Annotated in this window: 6 protein-coding genes; 3 read left to right on the top strand and 3 right to left on the bottom strand. The window is 67.0% G+C overall.

Features of this window, described 5'->3' with window-relative positions:
* Window positions 1-9: 9 nt before the first annotated feature.
* Entirely contained in the window at window positions 10-1,542 is a 1,533-nt protein-coding gene (locus KP010_RS14140; protein WP_142862183.1) for an aldehyde dehydrogenase family protein, read from the bottom strand.
* A 213-nt stretch (window positions 1,543-1,755) separates the two neighbouring features.
* On the opposite strand from KP010_RS14140, the gene rocD reads away from it, so the two are divergent.
* Together rocD and KP010_RS14130 are read left to right on the top strand one after the other, a co-directional pair.
* Window positions 1,756-2,988, top strand: coding sequence for an ornithine--oxo-acid transaminase (gene rocD / locus KP010_RS14135; RefSeq protein WP_142862182.1), 1,233 nt, complete (start codon window positions 1,756-1,758; stop codon window positions 2,986-2,988).
* Between the two features lie 79 nt (window positions 2,989-3,067).
* On the top strand, window positions 3,068-3,931 hold the full coding sequence (locus KP010_RS14130; RefSeq protein ID WP_142862181.1) for a dimethylarginine dimethylaminohydrolase family protein: 864 nt from the start codon (window positions 3,068-3,070) through the stop codon (window positions 3,929-3,931).
* On the opposite strand, the gene KP010_RS14125 is transcribed toward KP010_RS14130, so the two are convergent.
* Together KP010_RS14125 and KP010_RS14120 are read right to left on the bottom strand one after the other, a co-directional pair.
* Window positions 3,906-5,036, bottom strand: a complete 1,131-nt coding sequence (locus KP010_RS14125; RefSeq protein ID WP_142862180.1) for an ATP-binding protein — start codon at window positions 5,034-5,036, stop codon at window positions 3,906-3,908. The two genes, KP010_RS14130 and KP010_RS14125, sit on opposite strands and share 26 nt — an antisense overlap.
* Window positions 5,037-5,106: 70 nt before the next feature.
* Window positions 5,107-7,371 carry a response regulator gene (locus tag KP010_RS14120; protein ID WP_142862179.1) on the bottom strand — a complete coding sequence of 755 codons (2,265 nt, stop codon included), beginning with the start codon at window positions 7,369-7,371 and terminating at the stop codon, window positions 5,107-5,109.
* A 188-nt stretch (window positions 7,372-7,559) separates the two neighbouring features.
* Between KP010_RS14120 and KP010_RS14115 the strand changes: the two genes are divergently transcribed.
* Window positions 7,560-11,894: a DEAD/DEAH box helicase gene (locus tag KP010_RS14115; RefSeq protein WP_142862178.1), complete on the top strand. Its 4,335-nt coding sequence runs from the start codon at window positions 7,560-7,562 to the stop codon at window positions 11,892-11,894.

Below are 11,894 nucleotides of genomic sequence, written 5' to 3'. Positions count from 1 at the left end.
GACGCGGACTCACACGTCGAAGACGACGCCTTGCGCGAGCGGCAGCGCGCTCGAATAATTGATCGTGTTGGTGGCGCGGCGCATATAGGCCTTCCAGGAATCCGAGCCCGCCTCGCGGCCGCCGCCGGTTTCCTTCTCGCCGCCGAAGGCGCCGCCGATCTCGGCGCCGGAAGGGCCGATATTCACATTGGCGATGCCGCAATCGGAGCCTTCCGCCGAGAGGAAACGCTCCGCCTCGCGCAGATCCGTGGTGAAGATCGACGAGGCCAGGCCATGGCTCACATCGTTCTGCATATGCAGCGCCTCGTTGAGATCGCGATATTTCATCGCATAGAGGATAGGCGCGAAAGTCTCGCGACGCGAGACCGGCGAAGGCTCGGCCAGCTCCACCAGCGCCGGCCGCGCGTAATAAGCGTCCGGCCGCTCCTGCGCGAACAGGCGTTGGCCGCCATAGATTTTTCCGCCGATGGAGGCCGCTTCGTCCAGAGCATGGCGCATGGCGCGATAAGAATCGCCGTCGATGAGCGGGCCGATGAGCGTCTTGCCCTCGCGCGGATCGCCGACCGGCGCCGAGGCGTAGGCGAGCGAGAGCCGGCCGATCAACTGATCATAGACGGACTCGTGCACGATGAGGCGGCGTAGCGTGGTGCAGCGCTGGCCGGCGGTGCCCATGGCCGCGAAGGCGATGGCGCGCACAGAAAGATCGAGCGGCGCCGACGGACAGACGATGGCGGCGTTATTGCCGCCGAGCTCGAGAATGGAGCGCGCGAAACGCTGCGCGAGACGCGGCCCGACGGCGCGGCCCATCGCGGTGGAGCCAGTCGCCGAGACGAGCGCGACACGGTGGTCGTCGACGAGCTTTTCGCCGAGCTCGCGCCCGCCGATGACGAGAGCGGAAAGTCCCTTCGGCGCCTCGCCGAAACGCGCGAGCGCACGCTCGAACAAGGCATGAGTCGCGAGAGCGGTGAGCGGCGTTTTCTCGGAGGGCTTCCAGACGAGGGCGTCGCCGCAGACGAGCGCGACGGCGGCGTTCCACGCCCAGACCGCGACGGGAAAATTGAAGCTGGTGATGATTCCGACGACGCCGAGCGGATGCCATGTCTCCATCATGCGATGGCCGGGGCGCTCCGTCGCTATGGTGAGGCCGAAGAGCTGCCGCGACAAGCCGACGGCATAGTCGCAAATATCGATCATCTCCTGCACTTCGCCGCGCGCTTCGGAGACGATTTTGCCGGCCTCTATCGTGATGAGCTCGGCGAGCTCATTCTTCGCCGCGCGCAATTCCTCGCCGAAGAGACGCACCAATTCGCCGCGGCGCGGAGCCGGAATATTGCGCCATTCGCGAAAGGCGGCGTGCGCCTCGCCGATCGCCACATCTAAAGCATCGCTGTCTTGTGTCTTCACTCTGGCGATGACTTCGCCGGTGATCGGCGTCCGCGTGTTTAATTTTCCATCATGGAATAGCGCAGACGGAACAGTAATACGGAACATCAGCTCTTCAGCTCTCGCTGCTATATCGCTGGATTTTGTACGAGATTCCATCGCTGTGCTTCCCATCTCGCCGTTTTGCTGCTTTATTTGTCTCGCAAATAGCCCGTGTTCGATGTATTTGCAACGCGAACGTCGGAGCGGCGTAACGACGCGCTCCACGAGAAAATGGCTCGCAGAGGCTTCGTGTCCGTGAGCCGCCGATCGCCCATAGATGAAAATCGTCGAGGCGACGCCCACATAACGAACAAGCGAGGTCATTCGTTCATGAACGCCAAGGTCAACTCCGCCGACAATCCGCATCGCGCGCGCAATTATGCGCCGCTTCCCGTCACGCTCTCGCGCGGCGAAGGCGCCTTTCTGTTCGATGTGAATGGACGACGCTATGTCGATATGATGAGCGCCTATTCCGCCGTCAGCCACGGCCATGCGCATCCGCGCATTCTGAAAGTTCTGACCGAGCAGGCGCAGCGGCTCGCCGTGCCCTCGCGCGCTTATTACGACGATCGTCTCGACGCCTTCCTCACCGAATTGTGCGCGCTCACCGGCCTCGATGTAGCTCTGCCGATGAACACCGGCGCCGAGGCGGTGGAGACTGCGATCAAAGCCGCGCGCCGCTATGGCCGCCGCGTGCGCGGGCTCGAGAATCCCGAGATCATCGTGGCCGAGGGCAATTTCCACGGCCGCACGACGACCATCGTCGGCTTCTCCTCGGAGCCTGCCTATCGCGACGATTTCGGTCCCTATGGCGGCGGCTTCCGCGCGGTTCCTTACGGCGATCTCGCCGCGACGGAAGCGGCGATCGGCCCCGACACGGTCGCCATTATGGTCGAGCCCGTGCAGGGCGAGGCCGGCGTCATCGTGCCGCCGGTCGGCTGGCTCTCCGGCCTGCGCAAGCTCTGCGACGAGCGCGGTCTGTTGCTGATCGTCGACGAAGTGCAGGCGGGATTGGGGCGCACCGGCGCCTGGTTCGCGTTTCAGCACGAGAATGTGAAGCCGGATGGCGTCATGCTCGGCAAGGCGCTCGGCGGCGGCGTGCTGCCGGTTTCGGCTTTCGTCGGCACGCGCGCGCTGATGGACATGTTCACGCCGGGCTCGCATGGCTCGACCTTCGGCGGCAATACGCTCGCCGCGGCGGTGGGGCTCGAGGCGCTGCATGTGATGCGCGACGAGAAGCTCGTCGAGCGCAGCCGCACGCTCGGCGAGCATATGCTGCGCCGTCTGCGCAATATGGACAGTCCCGCGCTGCGCGACGTGCGCGGCATAGGCCTTTGGGCCGGCGCCGAGATCGATCCGCGCTACGCCACCGGCCGCGAAGTCTGCGAGAGCCTTTGTGAAAAGGGCGTGCTGTCGACGGTGACTCATCACAGCGTCGTGCGCCTGTCGCCGCCGCTCGTCATCGCGCGCGAGGATTTGGATTGGGCGCTCGATCGCTTCGAGGAGACGCTCGCCGAATTCGTCGAGCGCGCGCGTCCCGCCAAGCGCGCGCTGGCGAGCTGATCGCCGCCTGTCATCATTGCGGCGCCGGGACGGAACGGTCTCGGCGCCGTCGTCATGCCGGGAAACGAAAGGACTCGAGATGACGCAGCCGCATTCCATGTTCGAGCCCGCGCGCGCGCCGCGTGAGGAGAAGCGCCAGCGCGTGCTGATGTGCGCGCCGGACGATTTCGACGTGCGCTATGTCATCAATCCCTGGATGGAGCATCAGATCGGCCGCACCGCGCGCTCGCTGGCGCGCGAGCAATGGCAAAATCTTCGCACGCTCGTCGCGGAGCGCGCCGAGGTCGAGCTGGTCACGCCGGCAGCCGGCCTGCCCGATATGGTGTTCACCGCCAACGCCGGCTTCGTGCTGGGGAACATTGCTGTCGTCAGCCGCTTCCGCGCCGAGCAACGAAGGGCCGAAGAGCCTTTGTTTCGCGCTTTTTTCGAGGCGCGCGGATTCGCTGTCGCGGCTTGGCCCGATGAGCTCGCCTTCGAAGGCGCCGGGGACGCGCTCATCGATCGCGGCGCCGATGTCGTCTGGTGCGGCCATGGAATGCGCTCGGCCGATGAGGCGCCGGCGGCGCTGGAGCGCATCATCGGGCGCCGCGTGATCGGGCTGAGGCTCGTCGATCCGCGCTTCTATCATCTCGACACTTGCTGCTGCCCGCTGGCCGGCGGCTATCTTCTCTATTATCCGCCGGCATTCGACGCCGCCGCGCGCGCCGCGATCGAGGCGGTGGTTCCGCGCGAGAAGCGCATAGCGATCGACGAAGCCGATGCGATGCGCTTTGCCTGCAACGCCGTCGATCTCGACGGATGCGTCGCGATGAACGACGCCTCGCCGCAGCTGCAGAAGCGTCTGCGCGACGCCGGCTTCGTTCCGGTCCTCACGCCGCTCTCGGAATTCATGAAGGCGGGCGGCGCCGCCAAATGCCTCACGCTGAAGCTTTCAGAGGACTGACCTTCGGCGCCGCCTCACCCTGCGGGATCGTCATTGTGAATGTCGCGCCGGCGCCGAGCTGGGATGTCGCCTCTATGCGCCAGCCATGGCGCTCGCACATGGATTTGCATAGAGCGAGACCGACGCCGGTTCCCGGATATTGCGCGAAACTGTGGAGCCGGCGCAGCGGCTCGAATATGGCCTCGGCATATTTCGGCTCGAAGCCTATGCCATCGTCGGCGACCGACAGAGCGAGCTCCGGCTCGCCCCGCATGAAAAATCGAATATTCGGCGTGCGGCCGGGCTTGCGATATTTGATCGCATTGGAGAGAAGGCTCGAAAGGCAGCGCTCGAACTGCGGCTTGTCCGCCTCCACCAGCACGCCGGGCGGAACCGAGACGACGACCCTCGCCTGCGTCTGCCGGATCAGCTCGGAGAAATCCGAGACGACGGACTCGATCTCGCGGCGAATGTCGAGCGGCTCCAGCCGCGGCGGCGTCGAGACCTGCCGCGAGAAAGCGAGCAATCCGTCGACGAGCTCCCGCGCGCGCAGCGCCGAGGCGCGCGCCACCTCGCTCGCATGGGCGGCCTCGGCGAGATCGCCCTTGGCGATCGACGCCGCGACGATATCGGCGAAGGCGGCGATCTTGCGCAGCGGCTCCTGCAGATCATGCGAGGCGATATAGGCGAAGCGACCCAGCCGCTCATTGGCGAGCTGAAGCTCATTGGCGCGCTCGACGAGCTGACGCTCGACCTCCTTGTGATGCGAGATGTCGAACACTGTCACGGCGACGAACAAGCGTCCGTCCTCGTCGCGAATCGGCGCGAGGCCGAGATGGATGGGAAATTCGGCGCCCGATTTCTTGCGCGCGCGAAGGTCCTTGTCGACGCCGAGCAAGATGCGGCGCGGCGCTTTGTAGTAATCCGCGCGCAATGCCGGATGACGCGCGCGCACCTCCTCCGGCAGCAGAATGTCGACCGTGCCGCCGACGAGCTCTTCGGCCGAATAGCCGAACATGTCCTCGGTCGCGCGATTGACATAGAGAATATGATCGTCGCCGATCAGAAATCGAGCGGCGAAGGCCGATTCGACGATCATCTTCAGCTGTTCGGGCGTCGCATTCATAGCGCTTCCCCGGCCGTTTCCCCGGGCGTTTCCCATTGCTGGCTTTCGGCGCCCTTATATGGGGAGCCTGTCACGCCGAACGAGTGGGGTGCGGCCTTTGGCCGTCGATCAGAGCCTTCAGCGTGTCCAGATCGATCGGCTTCACGAGATGGAGATCGAATCCCGCCGCCTCGCAGAGCCGCCGCACCTCGTCGCCGCCGGCGCCGGTGGCGGCGAGCAGGAGAAGATCGCGCGTCTCCGGCAGCTGGCGCAGCCTGCGCGCCGTCTCATAGCCATTGATTCCGGGCAGGCCGAGATCGAGCAAGGCGACATCCGGCTTGAACGTCTGCGCCGCCTCCAGCGCGCGCAATCCGTCGCTCGCGACGCAGACCTCGTAATTCTCGAGGCGCAGCAGCTCGGCCATGGCCTCGCAGACGGCGGCGTCGTCGTCGACGATCAGAACTTTTCGCCGCGTCGTCTTCGTCTCCGACGGGACGGCGCGCGCGCCATCGAGCACGTCGCGGACCTTGCGCGCGAGACGATCGATCGAATAGGGCTTGACGATGAGCTCGACGCCCGGATCGAGCACGCCATTATGGACGACGGCGTTCGGCGTGTAGCCGGTGGTGAAGAGTATCTTCAGATCGGGCCGGCGCTTCCACGCCTCCTCGGCGAGCTTGCGGCCATTGGTGTCCGGCATCACCACATCGGTGAACAGCAGGGAAATATTCGGGCACACCTCGAGCTGGCGCAGCGCGGCGGCGGCGCTCTCGGCGGCGAGCACATTATAGCCGAGCTCGGCGAGCGTGTCGGCGGTGAGATCGCGCACGCGCACATCGTCCTCGACGATCAATATCGTCTCGCTCTTCTCGCTGCGCGGCGTGGAGCGCGCATGAGTGGCCGCGGCCGGCGCCACAGTCGCCGGACCGTGATGGCGCGGCAGATAGAGCTTGATCGTCGTGCCGAGGCCCTGCTCCGAATAGATGCGGACATGGCCGCCCGATTGCCGCACGAAGCCATAGACCTGGCTGAGGCCGAGCCCGGTGCCGCGGCCGGCCGGCTTGGTGGTGAAGAAAGGATCGAAAGCGCGCGCGACAGTGTCGCGGTTCATTCCGGTTCCGGTGTCGGTGACGGCGATCAGCACATATTGGCCCGGCGGAATGTCCAGCTCGCGCGCGGAATAATTCTCGTCGAGATAGGCGTTGCTCGTCTCGATCGTGAGCTTGCCGCCTTGAGGCATGGCGTCGCGCGCATTGAGCGCGAGATTGAGGATCGTCGTCTCGAGCTGGCTCGGATCGGCGAAGGCGCGCCACAGGCCGCCGGCGAAGACCGCCTCGAGACACACATCCTCGCCGAGCGTGCGGCGGAGCATCTCGGCCATCGTCGAAACCATTTTATTTGGGTCGATCGGCTCTGGCGCGAGCGGCTGGCGGCGTGAGAAAGCCAGCAGGCGATGCGTCAACGTCGCCGCATGTTCGGCGCCTTCCAACGCGCCGTCGAGATAGCGCAGCGTCTCCGCCGGGTCGGTCGAAAGTCGCCGCTTGGCGAGATTGACGCTGCCGATGACGACGGCGAGCATATTGTTGAAATCATGCGCGAGCCCCCCGGTGAGCTGGCCGATCGCCTCCATTTTCTGCGATTGCCGCAATTGCTCGGCGAGCTGCTCGCGCTGCGCCGCCTCCGCCGAGAGAGCGACATTGACGTCGCGCAGCTCCGCCTGCGCGGAGGCGATTTCGTTGAGCCGGTTGCGCAGCAGGCCGATCGTCGCCGCGCCGATGAGAATGGTGACGGAAATGGCGATCGCCGCTCCTGCGCGCAGCAGCGATCCGCTCCGCTCCACGATGCGCGATTGCGTGTCGATCATCTGCTGTTGCCGCGCGGATTTGGCGTCGAGACCGACGCGCAGGCGCTCCATGCTCGCCCGGCCGGAGCCCGCGCGCACGACCGCCAAAGCTTCCTCATGCCTTCCGCTCGCCTGCAGCTCGACCGTCTTGCGCATTTCGGCGAGCTTTTCGTTGGCCAATCCGCGCAGCGCCTCCAGCGTGTCGCGCTCCTCGCCGGGCTCGCTCCCGCGCGTGAGAACGTCGAAATCCCCGGCGATATGGGCCGTCGCGGCGTCGAGCGGGGCGAGATAGGCCGCGTCATTGGTGAGCAAATATCCGCGCTGGGCCGATTCGGCCTCCTGGAGGCGATCGAGAATGCCGTGCTGAATCTGCTTTTCACCGATCAGCTGGCCGACGTCGCGATAATCGGTCGCCTGCTTGCCGACGAAAGCGAAGGCGGCGAACAAGGACGCCGCGAGTATGGCGAAGCCCGCGTAGAGAAAGGACGATGTGTCGATGAATCTGGTGCGCATGTAACTCCTTTCGGCGCAATGGCGGGTTCGTCCGCTCGACGGCGGCGTGGCGCGCCCGACGGCAATGCTGGTCGCAGTTCGCCTGCGGCTCGTCGCGCGCGGGCGAAATCTCCAATTCTCGCTGTTGGCCTGCGGGCTGTTCGCCGCTAGCCTAAGAACTCTCCGGGGCCCTTCCTCACCAGGCGGCCATGCATCTGTCGCACCTTTTTCATCCGGCGGTTACGGCATGGTTCGCCGATCATTTCCGCAATGCGACGCCGGCGCAAGCGGAAGCTTGGCCTCAAATCAAATCCGGCCGAAATATACTGATCGCCGCCCCCACCGGCTCCGGCAAGACGCTCGCCGCCTTTCTCGCGGCGATCGACGATCTCATCCGCCAAGGCCTCGCCGGAACGCTGCCGGACGAGACGCGAATCGTCTATGTGTCGCCGCTCAAAGCGCTTTCCAACGATGTGAGCCGCAATCTCGAGGCCCCGCTGGCCGGCGTGCGCGAGCGATTGCGGCAGTCCGGCCTGCCGGACGTCGACATTCGCGTGCTGGTGCGCACCGGCGACACGCCCACCGCCGAGCGCGAGCGGATGCGCAAGCGGCCGCCGCATATTCTCGTGACCACGCCCGAATCGCTCTATGTGCTGCTCGGCTCCGAATCGGGCCGCAAGGCGCTCTCGACGACGCGCGCCATCATCGTGGACGAGATTCACGCCGTCGCGCCCAATAAGCGCGGGGCGCATCTTTCGCTCTCGCTGGAGCGGCTCGCCGCGCTCTGCGGCGACGGATTGCAGCGCATCGGCCTCTCCGCCACGCAGAACCCCATTTCCTCCGTGGCGCATTTTCTCGTCGGCGCCGGATCGGAGGCGGAGCCGGCGCGGGAGCCGGGAATCGTCGATTCCGGCCATCATCGCGCCCGCGATCTCGCCATAGAGGTCCCCGGCGCGCCGCTCGAGGCGGTAATGTCGGCGGAGGTCTGGGCCCAAGTCTACGACCGCCTCGCCGAGCTGATCGCCGAGCATCGCACCACTCTGGTCTTCGTGAACACGCGCCGCCTCGCCGAGCGCATCGCCCGGGAATTGTCGGATCGTCTCGGCGAGGAGGCCGTCACCTCGCATCACGGCAGCATGGCGAAGGAGCATCGCCTGCTCGCCGAGCAGCGGCTGAAGCGCGGCGAGCTCAAAGCCTTGGTGGCGACCGCCTCATTGGAGCTCGGCATCGACATCGGCGATGTGACGCTCGTCTGCCAGATCGCCTCGCCGCGCTCCATTGCGAGCTTTCTGCAGCGCGTCGGACGTTCCGGCCATGTCGTCGGCGGCCTGCCCAAGGGGCGGCTGTTTCCCTTGTCGCGCGACGATCTCGTCGAATGCGCGGCGCTGCTCGACAGCGTGCGCCGCGGCGAATTGGACCGGCTCACGATTCCGCATCGCCCGCTCGACGTTCTCGCGCAGCAGATCGTCGCCGAGGTGGCGGCGCAGGAGTGGGGCGAGGCCGAGCTCTATGAGCGGTTCAAGCGCGCCTGGCCCTATCGCGCATTGGAGCGCGCCGAATTCGACGATGTGGTGAAGATGCTCGCCGAGGGCTATGCGACGCGGCGCGGACGGCGCGGCGCGCTGCTGCATCATGATGCGGTGAATCACATTCTGCGCGAGCGGCGCGGCGCGCGCATGACGGCGCTCACCTCCGGCGGCGCCATCCCCGAGACCGCCGATTATCAAGTGCTGCTGGAGCCGGAGAATCACATCGTCGGCACGGTGCATGAGGATTTCGCCGTCGAGAGCATGGCCGGCGACATCTTCCAGCTCGGCAACGCCTCCTATCGCGTGCAGCGTGTGGAGCGCGGCACATTGCGCGTTGAAGATGCGCAAGGCCAGCCGCCGACCATTCCCTTCTGGCTCGGCGAGGCGCCGGCGCGCGCCGACGAGCTGTCCCTCTCCGTCTCGCGGCTGCGCGCCGAGATCGCCGAGCGTCTGCGCCGGGACCCCAGCGGCGGCGAGGCGCAGCGCTGGCTGATGGAAGAGGTCGGCGTCGCGCCGCCCGCCGCGGAGCAGCTGGTCGAATATCTCGCCGGCGCGCTCGGCGCTTTCGGCGGCGTGCTGCCGACGCAGGATTGCCTCGTGCTCGAACGCTTCTTCGACGAGGCGGGCGGAATGCAGCTCGTCGTGCATTCGCCTTTCGGCGGGCGCATCAATCGCGCTTTCGGCCTCGCGCTGCGCAAGCGTTTTTGTCGCAAGTTCAACTTCGAGTTGCAGGCCACGGCGACGGAAGACAATATCCTCCTCTCACTCACCACGGCGCATAGTTTCGAGCTGGCCGAGGTGGCGAAATATCTCCACTCGAGCAGCGTGCGCGGCGTGCTGGTGCAGGCGATGCTCGCCGCGCCCATGTTCATGACGCGCTGGCGCTGGACGGCGGGAATCTCGCTCGCTCTGCCGCGCTTCCAGGGCGGCAAGAAAACGCCGCCGCAATTTCTGCGAATGCAGGCGGAGGATCTGGTCGCCGCCGTCTTTCCCGATCAGATCGCCTGCGCCGAAAATCTCGCCGGCGAGCGCGAGGTCCCGGACCATCCGCTGACCAATCAGACGATTTGGGACTGCCTGCACGAGGCGATGGATATCGAAGGGCTGGAGCGCCTGCTGCGACGCATGGAGTCGGGCGAGGCGCGCGTCGTCGCCTGCGATCTCACCCAGCCGTCGCCGCTGGCGCTGGAGGTGCTGTCGGCGCGGCCTTACGCTTTCCTCGACGACGCCCCGCTCGAGGAGCGCCGCGCGCAGGCGGTGATGGCGCGCCGCTGGCAGGACCCGCAGAGCGCATCCGATCTCGGACGGCTGGACGAGGACGCGATCGCGCGCGTGAAGTCGGAAGCCTGGCCAGAGCCCATCGACCCGGAGGAGCTGCATGACGCTCTGCTGTGGATCGGCTGCCTCACAGAGGCGGAGGTCGCCGCCGCGCCTGACTGGGCCGGCTGGCTCGACGCGCTGGCCCGCCAAAGGCGCGCCACGCGTTTCGAGGCCGGGGCGGCGAGCTTCTGGGTGGCGGCCGAGCGGCTGACGCAATTTCACGCGCTCTGGCCCAAGGCGCGACTGGCGCCGAAGATTTCGCCGCCCGACAGCGAGGCGCCGGCGCTATGGTCCAGCGAGCAGGCGCTGATCGAGATTTTGCGCGGCCGGCTCGAGGGGCTGGGCCCGGTCACCCAGACAGGGCTCGCTTCAGCGCTCGGCCTCGAGCCCGCGAGTCTGGCGACGGCGCTCGTGGCGCTGGAGGCCGAAGGCACGATCATGCGCGGGCGCTTCCTGCCCGGCGCCAATGACGAGCAATGGTGCGACCGTCGCCTGCTGGCGCGCATCCATCATTATACGATCAAGCGTCTGCGCGCGGAGATCGAGCCCGTCGCGGCGCGCGATTTCCTCCGCTTCCTCTTCGATTGGCAGCATGTCGCCGAGGACGCGCGGCTGAAAGGTCCGGAGGCGCTGCCCGCCGCGCTCTCGGGCCTCGAAGGATATGAAGCGCCGGCGGGCGCCTGGGAGACGGAAATCCTCCCCGCGCGCCTCTCCGATTACGAGACCGGATATCTCGATTCGCTCTGCCTCTCCGGCCGCATCGCCTGGGCGCGGCTGACGCCGCCCGCCGCCGCCAAGGGCGCCCGCGCCGTCTCGCCGATCAAAAGCTCGCCGGTGGCCCTTTTGGAGCGGCGACGGCTGGCCGATTGGACCTCGATCGCCACCCCCACCGAGCCGCCGGCGCTGAGCGGCCGCGCGCAATTGGCGCTCGAGACGCTGCGCGCCGAGGGGGCGCTGTTCTTCGAGGAGCTGGTCGACGCCTCGCGCCTGCTGCGCTCGGAGCTGGAGACGGCGCTGGGCGAGCTGGCCGCGCTCGGCCTCGTCACCTCGGATAGTTTCGGCGGGCTGCGCGCGCTGCTCGTGCCCTCCGAGAAGCGCAAGCCTTTCGACGGCGCGCGGCGGCGCGGCAAAGTGCTCGCCTTCGGCATGGAGAGCGCCGGCCGCTGGTCGCTCATTCGCCGCGCCTATGCGGCGCCGGGCTCGCAAGCGCGTCACGCCTCGGTCGAACATGTCGCGCAGGCGCTGCTGCGCCGCTATGGGGTCGTCTTCTGGCGGCTTTTGGCGCGCGAAGGCGGCTGGCTGCCGCCCTGGCGCGATCTCTTGCGCGTCTATCGAAGGCTCGAGGCGCGCGGCGAAATTCGCGGCGGCCGTTTCGTCGCCGGCTTCTCCGGCGAGCAATATGCGCTGCCGGACGCCGTCGGCCTGCTGCGCGAAATCCGCCGGCGGCCGGCCGACGGGCGATATGTGTCGCTGTCGGCGGCCGATCCGCTCAATCTCATCGGCGTGCTGACCCCGGGCGGCAAGCTCGCCGCGCTCACCGGCAATCGCCTGCTCTATCGCGACGGATTGCCGATCGCCGCGCTCGCGGGCGGCAGAATCGAGTTTCTGACGAGCGTCGACGAGGCGACGCGATGGGAGGCGGAAAAGCGCCTCATCCGCTCGGCGGCGCGGGGGCAGCTCGCGGATCTGGCGTGA

The sequence above is a fragment of the Methylosinus sp. KRF6 genome (genome assembly GCF_018887255.1).
Classification (GTDB): Bacteria; Pseudomonadota; Alphaproteobacteria; order Rhizobiales; family Beijerinckiaceae; genus Methylosinus; species Methylosinus sporium.
The sequence above is the reverse complement of the archived record's forward strand: the minus strand, read 5'-3'. Positions and strand labels throughout refer to the sequence as shown.

What these genes read in the sequence shown, in the direction of transcription:
- KP010_RS14140 (WP_142862183.1), bottom strand. Translation starts at nt 1,542, where the DNA reads ATGGAATCTCGTACAAAATCCAGCGATATAGCAGCGAGAGCTGAAGAG.
- KP010_RS14120 (WP_142862179.1), bottom strand. Translation starts at nt 7,371, where the DNA reads ATGCGCACCAGATTCATCGACACATCGTCCTTTCTCTACGCGGGCTTC.
- KP010_RS14130 (WP_142862181.1), top strand. Translation starts at nt 3,068, where the DNA reads ATGACGCAGCCGCATTCCATGTTCGAGCCCGCGCGCGCGCCGCGTGAG.
- KP010_RS14125 (WP_142862180.1), bottom strand. Translation starts at nt 5,036, where the DNA reads ATGAATGCGACGCCCGAACAGCTGAAGATGATCGTCGAATCGGCCTTC.
- KP010_RS14115 (WP_142862178.1), top strand. Translation starts at nt 7,560, where the DNA reads ATGCATCTGTCGCACCTTTTTCATCCGGCGGTTACGGCATGGTTCGCC.
- rocD (WP_142862182.1), top strand. Translation starts at nt 1,756, where the DNA reads ATGAACGCCAAGGTCAACTCCGCCGACAATCCGCATCGCGCGCGCAAT.